General features: G+C 52.4%; 11 protein-coding genes and 1 pseudogene. 5 read left to right on the top strand and 7 right to left on the bottom strand.

Annotated elements, in window-relative coordinates:
* The first annotated feature begins 761 nt into the window (after positions 1 to 761).
* Complete coding sequence (locus tag ACR0C3_RS11335) at positions 762 to 1,382, top strand: ankyrin repeat domain-containing protein (protein WP_480564024.1); 621 nt, start codon at positions 762 to 764, stop codon at positions 1,380 to 1,382.
* Between the two features lie 504 nt (positions 1,383 to 1,886).
* Here ACR0C3_RS11335 and ACR0C3_RS11330 read toward each other — a convergent pair.
* The 3 genes and pseudogenes from ACR0C3_RS11330 to ACR0C3_RS11320 all read right to left on the bottom strand — a co-directional run bounded on the left by ACR0C3_RS11330 (position 1,887) and on the right by ACR0C3_RS11320 (position 8,353).
* Positions 1,887 to 4,052 carry an autotransporter outer membrane beta-barrel domain-containing protein gene (locus ACR0C3_RS11330; RefSeq protein ID WP_480758513.1) on the bottom strand — a complete coding sequence of 722 codons (2,166 nt, stop codon included), beginning with the start codon at positions 4,050 to 4,052 and terminating at the stop codon, positions 1,887 to 1,889.
* A 403-nt stretch (positions 4,053 to 4,455) separates the two neighbouring features.
* Entirely contained in the window at positions 4,456 to 4,761 is a 306-nt protein-coding gene (locus ACR0C3_RS11325; protein ID WP_480758511.1) for a hypothetical protein, read from the bottom strand.
* A 691-nt stretch (positions 4,762 to 5,452) separates the two neighbouring features.
* A pseudogene (locus tag ACR0C3_RS11320) lies at positions 5,453 to 8,353 on the bottom strand (Tn3 family transposase).
* 142 nt (positions 8,354 to 8,495) lie between these two features.
* Here ACR0C3_RS11320 and ACR0C3_RS11315 point away from each other — a divergent pair.
* From ACR0C3_RS11315 to ACR0C3_RS11300, 4 genes are all read left to right on the top strand, one after another.
* Entirely contained in the window at positions 8,496 to 9,071 is a 576-nt protein-coding gene (locus ACR0C3_RS11315) for a recombinase family protein (protein ID WP_480564016.1), read from the top strand.
* A gap of 109 nt (positions 9,072 to 9,180) precedes the next feature.
* The gene (locus ACR0C3_RS11310; RefSeq protein WP_480564014.1) at positions 9,181 to 9,768 is read left to right on the top strand and encodes a TetR/AcrR family transcriptional regulator; all 588 of its coding nucleotides are present in this window, start codon (positions 9,181 to 9,183) and stop codon (positions 9,766 to 9,768) included.
* Positions 9,765 to 10,220, top strand: a complete 456-nt coding sequence (locus ACR0C3_RS11305) for a hypothetical protein (RefSeq protein ID WP_480564012.1) — start codon at positions 9,765 to 9,767, stop codon at positions 10,218 to 10,220. Before ACR0C3_RS11310 ends, ACR0C3_RS11305 begins: the two co-directional genes overlap by 4 nt.
* Before the next feature lie 98 nt (positions 10,221 to 10,318).
* Positions 10,319 to 10,885, top strand: coding sequence for a hypothetical protein (locus tag ACR0C3_RS11300; RefSeq protein WP_480758510.1), 567 nt, complete (start codon positions 10,319 to 10,321; stop codon positions 10,883 to 10,885).
* A gap of 788 nt (positions 10,886 to 11,673) precedes the next feature.
* Here the strand turns inward: ACR0C3_RS11300 and ACR0C3_RS11295 are convergent.
* The 4 genes from ACR0C3_RS11295 to ACR0C3_RS11280 all read right to left on the bottom strand — a co-directional run bounded on the left by ACR0C3_RS11295 (position 11,674) and on the right by ACR0C3_RS11280 (position 17,847).
* Entirely contained in the window at positions 11,674 to 12,759 is a 1,086-nt protein-coding gene (locus tag ACR0C3_RS11295; protein WP_480758508.1) for a P-loop NTPase family protein, read from the bottom strand.
* Positions 12,760 to 12,793: 34 nt separating this feature from the next.
* A complete protein-coding gene (locus tag ACR0C3_RS11290) occupies positions 12,794 to 14,896 on the bottom strand; it encodes a dynamin family protein (protein ID WP_480564006.1) in 2,103 nt (700 codons plus the stop codon).
* A gap of 164 nt (positions 14,897 to 15,060) precedes the next feature.
* A complete protein-coding gene (locus tag ACR0C3_RS11285) occupies positions 15,061 to 15,417 on the bottom strand; it encodes a roadblock/LC7 domain-containing protein (protein ID WP_480564004.1) in 357 nt (118 codons plus the stop codon).
* Positions 15,418 to 15,540: 123 nt separating this feature from the next.
* Entirely contained in the window at positions 15,541 to 17,847 is a 2,307-nt protein-coding gene (locus tag ACR0C3_RS11280) for a hypothetical protein (RefSeq protein WP_480564002.1), read from the bottom strand.
* Positions 17,848 to 17,865: the final 18 nt, after the last annotated feature.

Genomic DNA, 17,865 nt, shown 5'->3' with positions numbered 1-17,865 from the left:
GTGTGAGAAAACCGCACGTATACACGCGGGAGAAACCGCTTTGTTAAGCATGGAGACAACACGCTGTGCTAACCCCTTGACTGGCCCAACACGAGATGCGAGCGGGTCGGGATAATGGGAAGGGCATTCCGTTCACTGCAGCTTCTGAATTGGACAATGCCAGGGTCGGGTTGAGCGCGTTTTTTGCGCGTCGACCCCCAGCCCAACCCAATAGTCAATGCGAGCCACGTACCCCGCGCGGATCTTTCAAACCTATTGAAAATAGCGGGCCTACTCTTTGGGCCAAAGCAACAGTGTGTAGGCGACTCGTAGCCCCGGATTTTGGTAAGTGAGAATCTGCACTAAATTAACCATAGGGGAAAGGAACCGTAGCGTTACACCTCTACAGTTAACTAGCGGATTTCAAAGCGGATAGGGAACACGAGAAATGGAACCATACGCTTCAGAATAAAGGCAACTTTGGCGATCTGAGCTATCAGGAAGCATTGACAAGGTTTGATGCGGGATATGCTTCGACGAAGTCAAGTAACGATCTTGCCGACCTATGTATTGGCCAAACGGCCTCGGGCAATGTGAATACCTCCGACCCAAAGACTCTCCAGGGTAGATTTTGGACACCACCAACCGTTGAGCGAAGGCTACCGGTGCATCTCAGAATGAAGTGAGTGTGAAATGAGACACTTGGACATTGATGGCCGTTTCGCCCTCAATATCATCGCCATTCTATAGCTGGAGAATTCACGCATTTGGACGATGAAACCATGACCACAGACTATTACGACCTTATCGAGGCAGCAATTGTGGATGACGCTAACCAACTCGACAAGGTCCTATCACGAATTGATGTTAATGCGACCGATGATGATGGCTGGACAGCATTGCATATTGCCGCACGACAAGGCAGTTTGAATGCACTTAAGTGTTTGCTCAAGCAGCCAAATATCGACGTAAACTCCACGAACCGATGGAAAAGCACCCCCCTTATGCTTGCGGCGGGTGTTGGTAATGCAGCAACCGTTGAACATCTGCTGCGGCATCCATTGACGCAAATCAACCTGCAAGCTGAGTACTATAGGCGCACCGCTCTAATTGAAGCCTGCGCAAAGGGTTACCTAGCTGTCGTCAAATTGCTTATCACCCACGGTGCCGATGTGAACGTGATGGACAAAACCGGCCGAAACTCTGCGCTCATCGAAGCCATAAAGAACCGGCATATCCAATGCACAGTCTTTCTCCTGCGCACTGGCTTGATAGACTTTGCTGAGCGTGACCTGCGGGTTCAGGCACTAATCTGGGCGGGTAGCTTTCAAAGCACTGAGATCCGAACGGAGCTAAATACTGCTATTGAGCGGTTCTTCGCAAGGCGGTCACCGATGGGCTGACTCCCACGATGGGTCACTCGGGGATTCTGCCTCAAAGAATTGGCGATTGACGCGCTTGGGTTTAGCGCGTGGATGTCTTTCAACCCCGACAATGAGAAAACCAGCGCTCTGCGTGACTTTTATGGATTAACACTCCACGCGCACAAACTATTCCTTTATGGGAGCTTGTGGAACTGGAAGCACCTGCGGTCCGCTTAGCTAAGTAAGCCTTCTACGCCCCCGCACTGCTACCGGTTAGCCTGGTGTTCTTTCTGCAGCGTCGCCGGCAACCGAGAGAGGCTTTGGCGTGAAGTCCACTCTTACGCGATCAACCCAATGTGCTTGGTACGGGCCGATGTCAAACAGCCACCGCCCTAGCCAACACGCTCCTTGCAACGGCTCTACCTCGAACAAACAAGCCCCCACCGAGAGTTGCCGACGCAACAGCTTTCAGTTCACGATCTTGCACGGCATTCGCATCCCCGCCCCCGCATACGCCGGTCAGGGTAATCCCGGAAAAACTCTTTAGAAGGCCCACCTAAGTGCTGCACGAACGAAGGGGCCCTGAGCGTTGCTGCCGATCTCTTGCTCTGCTGCTAGCTCAAGCCGGACGCCTTGCGACAAGTTCTGCTCATAGCCAAGCCCTATGCTGGCGCCTGTGAAGTCCATCGAGGCGACGGTCAGGGATTGCGTATCTGAGAACAGCGTGACATCGGCCTCGGTGTCCCCGAGCCCCCTGCGCAGCACTCCGCTGAGTTGGCCTTTCAACACACCACCGTTGTTGAGAACCTTGTTTGCCTCCAGTCCCAAACGCGCTTCGATGACTTCTGTCGTTGTGTCTCCAACAGTTGCATTCGCGTCCGAACCGGTTTCCGTATAACCATCATTTTTCTGACGAGTATAGCGTGTTTCGCCAAATGCTAGCAGGTCAAAGCTGTTGCTGAGATTGAACTCTTTCTCGACCCCGATATGCGCTGTGACGACAGTGCTGTCGTAGTTGGCCTTTGCGTCTGAACTCCCAGAAATCTGGCGGGTGCTATCCGTGGAAAGCCAACCAAACCCGAAACCAGCATCGACTGTGAATGAGCCGAACCGGCGTTCGACCGCAGCATCAAGATAGAACCCATTGGTATCGAAGTCAGTTGAGTTACTGTCCCCATTCGCATAGAACACACCCATTCCGACAGCATAGGCAAGGCCGCTATCGCACCGTGTCGAAAACCCGGCGCTGCCATCAAACACCGTGAGATTGGTGTCATTGCCAGGCGCCGTCTCAAACTGGTTGTATTCGGCGTCGATCACGACAAAAGGTCTTAGCCCAAGGGTCGGCGCACCAGACCCTCCAATCTCCTGCGGCACGTCCAGAGGATCATTGCAGTCCAGTACAAGACGACTGTTGCCGATGGTGCTACCGTAAAAGGCTACAACATCATCAGGGGTAACGACATCACCAGCAAACACAGTCGCATAGATTGGAAATGCTCCGCCCTCATCTTCGACAAACCAGGACCAGCGCTCGTCAGATACCAATTTCGTGAACGTGCCGCCATCTGGATTTGCGTCTTCAAAATAGAAGATCGCGCTCTCGCCCTGCGCGTCCAGGTTGACATCGTGATCCTCAACACGGATCAGACCGGTCACCTTGTCTTTGGAGTCGATATTGAGCGTCCCGGATCCTCCGCCCAGGTAGATGGCATAGGCTGTGCCGGTACTGGAGAAGGCCGAGATCGTGCCGACATCGGTGATCACGCCATTAAAATCGGTGAAGAAGATACCAAAGGCATTTGCGGCCCCACCTCCTCCGGTAGCGGTTGCAGACGCGGTGATCACCCCCGTGTTCGAAAACGTTCCATCCATATCTCCAAGAACGACAACGCCGTAGGAAAGCGCAGTTCCAAAGATGCCGTCCGTTGTCGTAGCAACTTCAACCGTGCCGGAGTTAAGAAAATCTCCGGTCAAGTCTCCCGCGAAATAGTAGGGACTCGCAACCGCCGATGCATTTGCATTTGTCTGAGCACTCACACGCCCATGGTTGATGACAAGGCCCTCTACAGCTGTGAGAAAATAATGACCAAATGCCCCCCCACTTCGGGCGCGTGTTGCAGAAGTATTTTTTGCACTGATATCCCCAGCGTTTTCAATCACCGCTGTAGAGCTTACGAGAGAGTTAAATCGTATGCCGGCAGCACTGAGGTCACCGCCAAGATCGGGCTCGTTTCTTACTTCTGCGCTGATTGTGCCGGTGTTTCCCACAACTCCGGCAACTTCCCCAGCTAATTCAATGCCTGTCGAAGCTGAAAACGTAGTAAAACTCGGCGCTGACTTGTTGACACTAAGTATTGAAATGTTTCCTGTGTTCAGTATCTGACCAGTCTGCAACAGAGCACCATTCAGGAGCAAAGCCTTGGCTTCGATTCGCGAAAGTTCATCCGACTTCGAAATGATGCCGTTGTTGGTGAAAATGCTGGAATAGTCCGGGTCGATCTCAACTGCCGTGCTAGTGGTTGTGTCATCTACTTCACCTGTGTCGGTGATGGTCACGTCCTCATCCGTCATGATCACTAGCGGTGTCGTCTGAGGTGTATCAACAATCGTCTGAGCACCAGCCGCTCCAACAGCAATCGTTGTAAAGAACACTGAAGACAGAAATACCGACGGCGCAATACTGGCTACAGCCCCCTTCAATTTCACCAAACGCCCACCACGCACCGCATTCCTACGCGTGCGTCCTGCTTCACAAGTTACCAACTCTCAATACCTCAAACCTAGCTCTTGTTGGTTCGGCTTCGCTCCGAGGGAAGCGCATAGCCAAACGCGCGTGGCCTAAGTTACTGAGAGCAAGACACTAAAACGACCTTTGAGCGTCTCATGAGATTGGTCAAATGTCTCATTCGTTACCGCAGATCTATCAAAAGAGAGGCTCTGTCGGCGTGCCTCGCAAGCTTTGGGTCAAGGTTGATAGACCGGCGTGATCGGCTGCTTGTTGATTTTAAATGTTCAACGAGCAGGTTTCAGAACGGTCTCAAAGAAAGGCTATCCCTTCCCCAAGGACATCGTTCTATTTGCTGATTTCCTCTAGCTCCGACACGAGACGTCACGCGGGGCCCTGGAAGAGGTCATTGTTGGACGGGGCTTTGAACTCGATCACGCTGCCCTGAAAAAACTGGGCGAAACGCAAGCTTCGCATAAGCGCGGAAATCCAGTTCGGGATATCCTGTAGGTTGCACACTTCAAATCGGATCGATTGACCAGCCGAGACCTGTATGGGGTCAAAAGCCGGTAGCCAATCCCAGGCGACGCAGGCATCGGAAAGGATCGAGCTGAGGTGTTTGGCTTTGAAAGCCATATCCGTGATCCGCTTTGTTGAGACGTCAACGAAGTCTTTTTTGGGATGGGTCAAACATCGATTTCTTTCCTCCTTCCAGAATGGAAAACCGACTGAAAAGGAAAGCCACTATTGCCCTTGGTTGCGAGGATCGGGCCGTAGCCTATGGCGGCCTTCTGTGTTGGCTCCAGCGACGTCGTGTACGGAAATAATTACGAGCTCGTGGTTAGGATAGGCGTTGCGCACTCGCCGAACTGCCAGTTCCTCTGAAAGGGCGCGTACCACGTGCTTGCACCGCGCTAGGCCCTCAGCCTTGAAGGTAACTTCAAATAAAGATCTTGTGGAGCTCATAAAATTCAACTTTCAGAAGATTGAAGGCCCAAAAAGACGTTGGGCAAAAGGGGAATCATCTATGACACCGACGGAACCTGTTGACGGTTACAAGTCGCGATTCCCGGCGATAAAAGGAGGTTGAAAAAACACGCCATAGTTGAAATCAGACTAACAGCAAAGAACCTCCCCGAAGTAGAGAAGCTTTCTGTGCCTTCGTTTCATTTAGGGCTTTGTGTATCTCAATTCGAAGTACTGGGACGTCTCCAGCAGCGTCTTCGGCGATGAACGGAATATGCCAATCATTCTGAGACCAACATACCGCCCTCCTTTGTGACGTCTCCGGGGATCGGAGGTACCGAGAAGATTTCCTTCGGCGTTCGTTGGACCTGAGTAGCAAACAGGGGTCGAGTGCGGCTGAGTGCTAGATCCCCCGTTAAGCGTTTTTCACCTTCATTTGCCGCCAGCGATACTCCCCAGTGAGGATGATGTGAGCCCAGCCAAGAGGCGATATGTGCGATAAGAGATATCCTGGCGTTTTCAAACCGCCCTTTTTCCGCTGCGCAACCGCCATGCCAAGCTGTTTTGTGTTCCAGTAAATTATGATGGCGGTGAGCAGGTTGAGGCCAGCGATCCGAAAGTGTTGGCCTTCAGTTGTACGGTCCCGGATTTCTCCCTGCCGCCCGATCCGCAAGGCGCTTTTCAAAGCATGATGTGCCTCACCTTTGTTGAGACCGATCTGGGCACGGCGCTGCATGTCTGTGTCGAGCAGCCACTCGATGATGAACAGTGTACGTTCGATGCGTCCGATTTCGCGCAGCGCGACGGCCAGATCATGTTGCCGTGGCCGCGCCGCCAGTTTCTTCAGGAGTTGACTGGGTTGCATCCTGCCTGAGAGCATCGTCGCAATGCAGCGCAGCACATCTGGCCAGTTTGCGATAATCGTATTTTCTCGGATTGTGTCGCCCACCAAACCCCTTAGTTCAGTCGGAACACTGCGCCGGTCAAAGACATGCAGCCGTTTGGAGGGCAAATCCCTGATGCGCGGGATAAACAGATACCCGAGAAGCGAGGTTGCAGCAAAAACGAGATCTGTGAAGCCACCCGTGTCGGCATATTGTTCTTTGATCCGTTTGCCGGTCGGGTTCATCAACAAGCCGTCCAGAATATATGGGGCCTCGTTCACCGTGGCAGGGATAACCTGCGTGGCAAAGGGGCCGTATTGATCTGATACATGGGTATAGGCTTTCAAGCCCGGCTCATGGCCATACTTCGCATTGATCAGATTCATCGCTTCACCCTGTCGCGTGGTGGGGAAGAATTGCCCATCACTGGAAGCGGTTTCGCCGGCACCCCAGTATTTTGCCATTGGTAACTGTGCCTGAGCTTCGACTACGATGGCCAAGGCCCGATTGATGGCCTCGCTTTCGACATGGCAGTTCGAGAGCCGTGCCAACTGAGTAAAACTATGTGTGCTGCTGGCCCCGGCCATCTTGCTCAAGCCAAGATTCAGGCCCTCTGCCAAAATGACGTTAAGCAATCCGAGCCTGTCTTTGCACGGTGCCCCGGTGCGCAGATGGGTGAAGGCATCGGTGAACCCCGTGTCATTGTCTACGTCTATAAGGATATCCGTGATCCGTACCTCCGGCAGGCGGCGATAAAGATCAAGGATGAGGCTATCGGCTTCAGCAGGTACATCAGCTTCAAGCCGTTCGACGCGCAACCGGCCATCCTCAATAATGCCGCCGGGAAGGGTTCCGTTTTTGACTGCCACAGCAAGCCTATGCAGCCCGTCCTCAAGCCGTTGCTTACGATCTGAGATCCAGATTTTCGGCTCCAATGGCATCGACAAGCCCATAGTCTGCGCGGCCTCGACCGGAACCAAAGCCTGTTTCATATCAGAATAGCGGCGCGAGTGGGCAAGCCAGACATCCCCGGATCTGAAGGCGTCGCGCAGATGGAACAATACCGCAACGACCCACAAGCGGTCCCGGTTGGTTTCTGGATTCCTCAAGTGACTTCGCCATTTAGACTGTGGCTGAAGAAATGGCGCAGAGTGACTTGGAATAGCGCGTTTGTCACGGATCACACCGGTCGCCGCCAGAAGAGGCTCAGCCACACGGGCTCCCGTTATGTCCAACGCTTCCAGCATTCGCGGGGCATAGAGCTTGAACCGATGATATCCCTGCTCGACATAGGCCAGTGCATCCGCCTTGACGGTTTTGCCGAGTGCTCCGGCCGTCGCGACGAGTCGTTCCAGAACATCCCAGCCACAGGACGCATCTACGGCACTAGCGACAGCCATGTCATCGCCCTTGGCTACTAACAATGTCGCGCCCAAAGTCTCAAACCCGGCCAAGGTCGCCGCGATCTCCGATTGCGCCTCGGCAACACGGGCATCGCAAATCCTCTTTGCTTCCCGCCAGATCGAACCGACAATCCGGTCGTGGGTTTCGATGACGGTATCAGCGATGGCAGCTGACCATTCCACAACGCATGCGGCAAGAATGGCCAAACGGCGATCACTGGTGATGTCCCGCAGCCCATCTGTGAAATACCTTTCGCCCTGACGGCGCAATTGTGTGGCCCGATGCGCCGGAATGTCGTCCAGAACCGCAGATGACAAGGCAATTCCTTGCAGAAAATCTAACCGATCAAGCTGACGTTTCATATCGGCGGAGTTCTTACCGACCTCGAACTACCGCAACCAGATGAACCGGCTGACCCGACCGTCCACCTCTTCGGTCAGCAAGGCATCAAGGCGTGCGCGCATCTTGCTATCGAGACGCGCAACAATACGGGCATCGACCCGCCGCTCGGCATCAACCAGCGCATCCGCACAATGACGTTCTATTCTGGTTGGGCCGGGCAAGACGATCTGTCTCCGACGACATTCTTCCACAAACCCGCGCACCATGCCCTCACTGGATTGTGCGGCCTCGGCGTGTTGATCGAGCCAACGTTTCATCTTCTTTGCAGCTTTGCCCGTGAACATCTTGTACCCATAGATATTGCGCAAAACGTCAAGATGTTCGTAGCGGGTGTTTTCTCTGGCGGCGTAGGGAAGAAGATCGTCAGGCTTTAGGCCAATTTGGGCGGCAACAAAACGCAAGACAGGCTCAGGGATCACCTCACCTGCATTCAGCAAACGGCCCGGATACCGAAGAGCGCAGAGTTGGAGCGCAAAGCCAATCTGGTTTTTGGGCCGCCGCCGCGTGCGGATGTGCTCGATGTCTTCATCATCCAAGGTGTAGTGCTTCAACAGCGAAGCTTCATCGGTGGGAAGATCTAAAAGCGCCGCGCGTTGTCGCGCGGTCAGAACCGCTCGGTGTACCATTCAAAGCTATGTCCGTTAGAGGTCCGATGAACGGACGATTTTTCGTGACGCGCTCGTCCCAGCAAAACTGGCGCGGGAAGCGTCTCGTATAGATAGTACGATAAAAATTGCAATAAAGGGGCCATATTCGTACAGTTCGGCCATGAGCCCCACACTTATCGGATACGCCCGCTGCTCGACCAACGATCAGGATCTCACCGCCCAGAAACTGGCGTTGAATAATCTCGGCGTCGCTCCAGATCGCATCTACACCGACCACGGCCTGACCGGCACTAGCCGTGCCCGCCCCGGTTTGGATCAGGCAATAGCCGCCGTGCGTGAAGGCGACACGTTTGTCGTGCCCAAACTCGATCGGTTAGCCCGGTCCGTTCCTGATGCCCGCGCCATCGCAGATCAGCTCCAGGAGAAAGGTGTCAGGCTGGCGCTCGGCGCATCCGTCTATGATCCGACTGATCCTATGGGAAAGATGTTCTTCAACATCCTTGCTACCTTCGCCGAGTTCGAAGCCGATCTGATCCGCATGCGGACCCGTGAAGGCATGGCCATCGCGCGCGCCAAGGGCAAGCTGCGTGGAAAACAGCCCAAGCTGTCTGAGAAACAGCAAAAAGAACTCTGCCGGATGCATGGCACAGGGGAGTATTCTATAAGCGAACTGGCCGAGGTATTCTCTGTGTCACGGCCAACCGTATACAGGACCCTCAACCGGCACCAGACCTGACTTTCGCTGCGGGCTGTATGAACTCACCAGACGCGGACAGAACTGCCGTTCGCTGTGCTTGCCCGAATGTCTGCTTGCAACAGAACGATCGTTCTGTTACACTTTGAACATGCCACGCACGACGTCTTTCACTTCTGAACAGCTTTCCGACCGCGCACTCCAGCATTTCTGGGTAAACGGCTTCCATGCCTCGTCGATGGATGATCTGGTGAAAGCAACGGGGGTTAGCCGACACGGTATTTACAATAGTTTCGGCGGCAAAAAGGCGTTGTTTCTGGCTTGCTTTGACCGGTATCAGCAAAGCGTTGTGACCCCCGCCTTTGAAGTGGTGGAAGCGCCTGATGCGACCCTGCAAAGTGTGTCGGACTATTTCGAACGGCAAATCTCTTTGGGCGAAAGCGTAGGTCTGCCGGGACCGGGGTGCTTTGTCGCTAATTCGGCTACTGAAGTTGCCCCCAGCGATCCTGACGTCATGACAGAGGTTGCACGACACAATGGTCGTCTCCGGCAGGGGTTTGCGTCAGCACTGCAAAACACCGCACCTCACCATGAGCCGCAAAAAATCCACGAACTAGCTGATGTCATGGTCATCTTCACCAACGGACTTTGGATGACGTCGCGCACCGTCAGCGACGGCGATGTGTTGCGCAAAGCTGTCCAGAGCTTTCTCTCCCTGATTACGGACAACCTAAAATGAGCATGATCGCCGAAAACCCTGAAACGTCCCGCCGCCTAACGCCGCTCACCCTGGCGCTCATTGTCAACTTCATTTGGATCAATGCCTCTGAGGTTTTCCGCTATTTCGCATTCGTCATGCCCATGATGCGCGAGGCATTCCCCATGGTGCCGAACGTTGCTCCAATGAATCTTCCGGTGTTCATGATCTGGGGTGTTTGGGACACGATCCTGGTACTGACGGCGACGCTTCTGCCGTGGATGACAATGAAAGTCTTTGGAGCCTCAGCACTACGTGCGGTTTTGTACGGCACCGGGGTCTGGATGTCTGTCTTCGTGATACTTTGGCTAGGCCTCTACAACATGAACATGGCCACGGTAGGTGTGTTGGCCGTAGCACTTCCTATGGCGTGGGTCGAAACGGTCGTCGCCGCGCTGATCGTGTGGTGGTTTACTGCCCGCGATCAGGCATAAGCCCAATGAGCAAAGACCTTTCTGCCTTCGTGCCGATCCCGAATCACTCCGCGATTTGGTTAGCGCACAAGGGAGCTCTTCACTGCACGGCGCTGAGGTTGAGCGACGGATCACTTTGCCTCTACAGCCCGGTTCTGGGTCTGGGCGAAGCGGCCAAAGCCAGCCTCGCGGCCCTTGGTGAGGTTGCCTACTTGCTCGCACCGAACCACTACCATCACAAAGGTCTCAAGGAGTATGCAGACGCATTTCCAAATGCGAAGATTGTCTGTTCTGACGGTGCGCGGCCTCGCCTTGAAAAACAGGCGGGGTTGACCTTCGAAAGACTGGGACAGTTGGAAACTTTGCTCCCTGAGAGTTGCGACTTCGCCGAGCCGGTCGGGCTAAAAACCGGAGAAGTCTGGCTGGTCATCATGGCCGAGCAGGAACGCCTATGGATCGTTTGCGACAGCTTCAAAGGCCCCAAGGGAAAAGTGGGCCACGTCGGGCGGACGGTTGAAATGCTGGGCACGTTCCCCACCTATGGGATCAAAGACAAAGTTGCCTATGCCGCATGGCTACGGGATCGTTCTGCTGCGGATGAACCCACGATGATCATCCCGTGCCACGGATCGATGGTTCGAAGCGAGCACCTCGCGACTGATGTAGTATCTTTGTTGGCAACCTAACTCTTCCAGAGGATCAAGAGCTGACATTCGTGCGTCGCGCAGCATTACTAAGTTTGGCTCTCTCTTTGAATCCGCCGCGCAAAAAACGAACGGCGGCTTCACCGAAAAACTGCTTAAAGGGAAATCTAGCACTCAGCCGCACTCGACCCCAAACGGCTTTGATCTCGCGCTCAAAGACCTACGGTCTCCGCTAGGGCCGGAGAGGGGGTCGATCCGGCCCTAGCACGAGCGGGCGCCCGTGGTGAGTGAGTGGTGCCATAGCCGATCTTCCGAAGAAGTGCATGAGCAACGAAGTGAAATGTACCTTTCACCCCCCGCCCTGTCGCTAGCTCGCCGTCTCAGATGGCTAGTCAACTGTGTCATTCGGATCGTTAAATCAGCTAAGTTACGTTTTAGAGAGTTGCGGAGGGCAGGAAAAATAGAATTGCTGATCCAATTGACGGCTGATAGCGGGCGGGCTCAGCTCTTTCTAGCAACCCCTTGCACGAGAGAATAGCGAGACCATTATTGGTTTTGCTGACTGTCTTTATTTGAGCCAGCCGAAGCAATTTTGACATGAGTCACCTCTGGGAGAACCATTTTGACTACTAGCCTTGCCGTTGGGGTTTTCCCTATTGTGCTGTGTGGTCTTGCTTCGTTGCAGCATCAAAGTCATTCCTCTCTCATTTCGGGGATTTTTGCTAGCGGCAGAAACCAATGCGCATCTAGATATTCTGCTCTGAAATTGGAGTTAAGCGCTTCGATGAAGGGTTGTATGGACCCTCGTCAAGAGAGAAACATCACTCTATCTACTCAAACACTTCACAAATCTCGAAAAACTGCTGTCGCGCCATGCCCAAGTTGCAGATTTTTTTGTCGAAGACAGCAAAAAGCGCCGCATCACCTTTGCCCGTCCAGCCAACAAAAACGAAGTACTCGAAGAGCTCAATCTGTATCTGGGTCGTAGTAGATAGTTGGTCTCTAAAGAATGACTGATGGCTCAGCGTTTTCAGGGCATCTTTGGCAAACATTTTGACCGCAGAACAGATTTTTTTTTCTCCAAAAAATACTTCCCCTGAGCTTGAGGATTTAGGGTTCAGCAGACCCGCAGCGCAAATGGCTGGCAACGTCTCAAGTCGGCATTCGAGTTCCACGGCGCCAAGTTCTACAACCCTTTCAAATACGACGTTTTCAGCCCCAACTATGTTACCCGAAAGGTCCGGAAACACGCCATCCATCAGTGCGGACAAAAGAGCTGACCCGCCTGTGCTTTGCCACCCTTCTTCCTCATAGTGAGAGGAATCGATCAGGTCGCTGTTACCATAGATAAAATGAAAGTCCTCGAAATAGACCTGTGCTTCGGTCTGTAGGCGTTTGAGGATCTTTTTGCGGTCCGAATGCGATTTAAGCATATCGGTTCTGGAAACCACTACGAACCGACGCGGTGGGCAGTACTGCAGCAATTTTTGAACCGCATCCCGTTCGCTTAGCCGCCATGCTTGCGAAGCATTGGTGGTCCAAACCAGTGTATCTGCATTGCGTATGATCGCTTGAGCCTCGTTGCTTATTCTAGCACTTCTGTCCATCGGTATTTCGTAGACTTCAACATTCTTCATATGCTCCTTGGTGTGAAACACAGTCAGGCTGGCAATACCCTTCAGGTCCAGACACTGTGAAACACTTCTGAAAATAGCCTTTTTGCCAGATTTGAAATTCGCAAGAATGCCCGCCTGTTTTGCGTAGCGAAAAATGATGATCGGACGTTCTCCACTAACCAACCCATAAGTCAGCGTGGTTTCACGCAATAGCGTGTTGATGACAGTTGATTTTCCGGAACCAGCCTCACCGCATACAACAACCCTATGCGCCCAACTCATGATTTTCGGTTCTGGCATTTATCTCACCGTGTCAAAAGACGCTTCCGACCGCCTACCCACTCGGAAGCGTCGGGACGGACACCTTGTTTTCTATCGCGATCAGCGCGTCTAGCTTGCTCTGAGCAGTACACCGCTGCTTGCGTAGTATGCCGGACAGCAAAGAGAGCTTTTGGGGAGAATCCGCAAACTCCATGAGCGCTTTCTTGTCCCGTTCAAGCAGACCAATGTATTTTTCTATTTGGCTTTCAGCCAACCTTGAACTGGCTAGAACACTTTCTACTGCTGCGCTGAACCGCTCGGCCAGGGCCATTGCAAACGCATTTAGTAGATCAGCAAAACCACTGTACAGCTCATCCTTCATCAAGCTTTGAATGGCCAACATATATCGATCCACATCCACTTTGTTCTTCTTCCAGAATTCCCAGCTGTTGCACAAATAGACCGTTGTGCTAAGGGATTTCTTTTTTAACGCAAGCGAAGACGAAAAACCGTAGTTTGGTAAGTCTCCTATCGAGATCGCCTTTGCTTGCTCCTGCCCGCCGCTGATCGTACCTAGAGACACACGTTGATACTCGGCTGCGATTGAATCAATCTTCTCGCGAGTGTCGTCGTAGGCCTTAGAAGCCAGTTCGCGGATCGAAGTGCCAATAGGCAATATATCGATCTCGAACCCTGCAGGCTTGTTACCGAGCTCGCTGGCCACCATAAATAGATGTTGGACAACATTCCTCTGCGTTTCGGCAAAGACTTCAATTTCTTTTTGAACCTGGAAATCAAGAAGGTTCCGCGCGTCGAGAATTGTGGACTGCGCCCGACTTTCGGCACTTGATTTTAGCGCTTCAAACTTCGCCGCAGTTTCGCGAACCAGCTCAACTTCCTGATCAAGCTCATTGACCGCAGCCAGAATATTGTTCGATTTAACCTTATTCAGAAGCGCCTCGACCGCGTCATGTTCACACTGGGCGTTCACTTTGAGCGTGTTGACCTCGGCATCAATGTCTCGGGCGAGACGGTCGATGCGCTGTGTTCCTTGCTGGCTATCCATAAAATCGGAGATTTTCCGTTTCACTGCATCGAGTCCAACAAAACGCGCTATCTTTTCTTCGTCCGTCCGCAGCTCACCTGCCCCAAGCGCGTCAAGATACGCATCCAGCTGTTCCTGCACCAATACATTTTCGAGCTTGTGGCCATTGGATAGATGGCTCCCCAAATACGCGCTCCCAGCTATAACTGTGAAGTTTGATGTTGAAATCGCTTTAGACAATCGCGCGGTTACATCTTCAATGACTTCAGGCACTTCCGTTTCGTATCGGCTGAGCTCGTCTATCCGGTTCACGAAGATGATGAACTGCTTGTCATCCTGCGCTGACAGCGCGTTCAGCAACGCAAGATCTACATTGGTCAGCGCCTGATGTACCGACAGGACCATCAAGTAAATATCGGCTGAGTCGAGGTTCCGACAGGTGTACTCATCTCTCACTAGAAATGGGTCATTCACACCGGGTGTGTCCGAGATGACAATCGGCGCCAGGAATTCTGGCTTACGCATGTATAAATCAGCCTGCTTGGTCAAAGCAGAATAGCGGCCAGAGGACGGGGCCGTCTTGCTCCCGTCAGCCTCCTGCCCAACGCAGACATAGCGCACCATCAAGTCCGGGGTCAGAAAGCCGTATTCATGCTTCGATCCTAGGAGCGCAGCATAGTGCTTGCCCAATCGCTTTTTGGCGACCGATTGCAATTCAATACCTTGGTTCTTCAGCACTTCGCTGTCAAAACCGGGCAGCATCTCGGCCAGTTTTTGGAAGGCTTCTGGCGACTCATCGGTAATGCGCTTCCAGTCATGGTCATCAAAAAATTCAAAAGACGCGCCTTGTATCGGATCACCCGGCACATTGATGCGCAAATTGGTGATAGCGGATGTCCATGGATTAACATCGGTGGGAAAAAGGTTCATTTCACCAAGGAAAGCATTCAAAAAGGTGGATTTTCCAGATTTCACTTGCCCGATAATAGCGACCTTGGTCGCACAATTCTTGAAGCGAGTATTGAGATCGGCAAGCCTGGAATTTGATTCTAAATAGCTTTCTTTTTCCAGGTCAGACAAGACATCGCGGATTCTGTCGATTTTCTTCCTTTGTAGAGGCGCGATGTTCATGTGTTTACTGCCTTTTGATCATACTCACATACTGTTCCGAACAGGAGTCATACTTAGTACAGAATCTTTCTTCCAAAGGCCTAACTTCCACCATGGACGAGAGTACGTGATCACAGTTTCGGACACGGTGCGGCTGGGTGGCATGACGCCACCCAATACGCAGTCTAAAGGCTCAAGGTTTCTTCGACCTTACGTACGTTCAAACGCGCCATCGCAAGGTTTGCCTGCTTCCTATTTAGCGCAACGTAAATGAATACGCTGGGGTTCGACGACAATGGACGGATCAGGTGATATTGAGTGTCCAGAGTGATCAAGACGTCTTCGATCTTCTCTTTCAGACCCAGCGCTTCGATTGCGGCGTTCTTTGCCCGAACAACTTCAGTGTTGGCAGCGCCTGCTGCTTCCAAATCGAACTTTCCGGCACCTGCTTCAGCGGCCAGCATCATTCCGGACTCACTGTCTACGAGACAAGCGCCAACAAAACCTGCGATATCTTTGAGTGGTGATATGTCAATGGACATCTTTTGTCTTACTCCATTTTTGGTATACAACAAACCGAACTAACGATACCGATTGAGGTCGCTAGAGATCGAAAAAGGAATGCTGTCAGCTTACCGTTGAGTTTCGAACAGTGAGGTTGATCTTTAGAACGATACCTCTAGGCCAAAATCGACAGTTGTTCGGTCTTCGGAGTCATAACCGACCTCGAAATGTCCGAACTTGCTGTCATATCGAACAAAGGCCCGCGATGCGAAACCGTCGTCATATGGCGATGTTAGGTCCGCACCCATCAGCTCGAAGCTCATGTCATTGCCGTCTGACCAGATCGCATCCAAGCCGTAGGCAATCGTGCCAACGCCCGTGTTGTGTTCCATTTGAAAACGGGTTTCCACGAGATTGGAAAACCGGCTGTCCACAGACATTTCAGTGCCTCCATCCCAGTTGAAGTCGTGGTCTTGCTGCCAAAGACCAACATAGCGCAACCTGATCGAGCTGCCCTCTATAGGACCAGCATGAGTGATTGCTGGGGAAATGAAGACCGATGCGTAGTCTGAATCGGTGGTGTCGATCCCTCCCAAAACACCGTTATCGGCAACATCGCGGTCAGTGTGATTGTATGACACACCTGCCATAAGTGAGTAGTCCAGCTTGCTCGAAAACGTGCCAGACAAGCCACCATAAAGAGTAAATATGTCAGTGTCATACGAGACGTCTTCGTCTCCCGAAACGGTGGTATAGGCGAGACCCCCGAAGAAACCACGCGAATTGTGGGACTTGCCAGCCACAACACCGAAGGAAAAGGCATCGTATCCAGGCGACGTGCTATCTGAACCAGCGAACAAGCCACCACCAAATGCACGCGTCCAAACGCCTTCGTCATTTGCTGCAAAGGCGAAAGAGTTTTCTGGGGCCTCTGCTGAGCTGCCTGCCTCGACGGCGTCTTGCAGCATCTGCGTCATGTTAAAGAATGCTTGATCCTGCTGAGCGTAGGAATCGAGATCGGCAACATATACTGCATTGGTGCCAGGATCGAAGTAGTGCGAATTGTGGTAGGATCTGATTTCAGCTGGCAAGCTGGCTGGGGCACCGTCTCCGATGTGAGCACCTTCCGCAAAACGGACAGTTGCATTTAGCCCATCGTCAAGAATCACTGAAGTGTGGTCGGCACTAAGCTCGCCTACAAAGACACTTCCAAACAAAAGCGAACCGTCCAGAAGTCGAATGGTATTCCGATCACCTGTCTCAAGCGGTGTACTACCGGTTACTTCAATCGAGTAACCATTCCGCGAAAATACTGATCCTGAGTTTTCAAAAACGTGTCCAACATGACCACTTAGGGTCACACCATGGCTGTTTTCCCCCTCAACCGAAACAAGACCCGTGTTTGCTGTATAGCTGAGTTCCAAATCGTCAGGAAGCGTACTACCGTTTCGATAGTGCTCGATCCCATGAGAGTTGTCGCCATAGGAGAGAATGGTGCCGGTGTTCAAAATAGTCCCGTTCGCGCCATTGATATCAATCCCGAACCCTTCAGGATTGATTTCAATGAACCCATTGTTGATCAGAGTGTTGTCATGACCCTCGGCTCTCAAACCACTTACATCAAATGTGCCGGGTGCAGGCCTGGGATCAGTTTCAGCCAGCATCCTGATGGTGCCGTTGTTGATCGCAGTAGCATAGGTAGATAGGTAAAATGCGCCTCTAGCACCATCGAGATAAATTCCACGGCTTTGTAGAACTTCAGAAACGATTTCACCGTTGTTGATGGCCGTATTGCCTGAAAGTGCCTCAGCAGAGGTGACAAGTTCTGGGTCGTTCGGATCGTCAAAAAAGGCCCTAACCGAATTCACACGAATGCCGGCTGAGGCAAAGGACGTTAATCCGGTCTCCCCATTTTCTTCGGTAACCTCTTCCGCAGCTTCCTCCAGAATAACCAGTTTTCCAGTATTTATGAATGTTGAGTTACTGACCCTAGACGCCTGTATGGCGTTCGAAAAGTGATCCCCCACGTAGATTTCACCGTTGTTTAGCAGCCTGAAGTTGTCGGCTTCGCTTACGTAGATACCTTCCGCTGAGACCTTATCGGCATCGATCGGGCCACCAAATGCTTCGTCCCCGCTGGTTCGAATAGTGCCGTTAAATACGACGGTTACGCCGTTCAGGAACAGGTCGACGAGATCAATGCCTGCGTATTCGAAATCTTGGTCGAAGATTTCGATATCAATATCTTTGCCGAAGATAAGAGTGACACCTTCGCTTAAAGGCAAGTCAGACCCAATGATGTCATCGAAAATGGTTTGGTCATCAGGGTAGTTAGGAAAGATATCCTGTGGGGTATTATAGTTGAAAGTTTGCTGCGCTTGAAGGCCTACCGGTATCAAAATCGCGGTTGAGCACATCAATGCCGCGCAATGCAGGTTCCTTCTGGATTTGGTGAGTGAGTTTTTCATTTTTTCCTAACATTCCCC

The sequence above is a fragment of the Ruegeria sp. CK3 genome, assembly GCF_056536565.1.
This window is presented reverse-complemented; position numbering and strand designations above follow the sequence as displayed.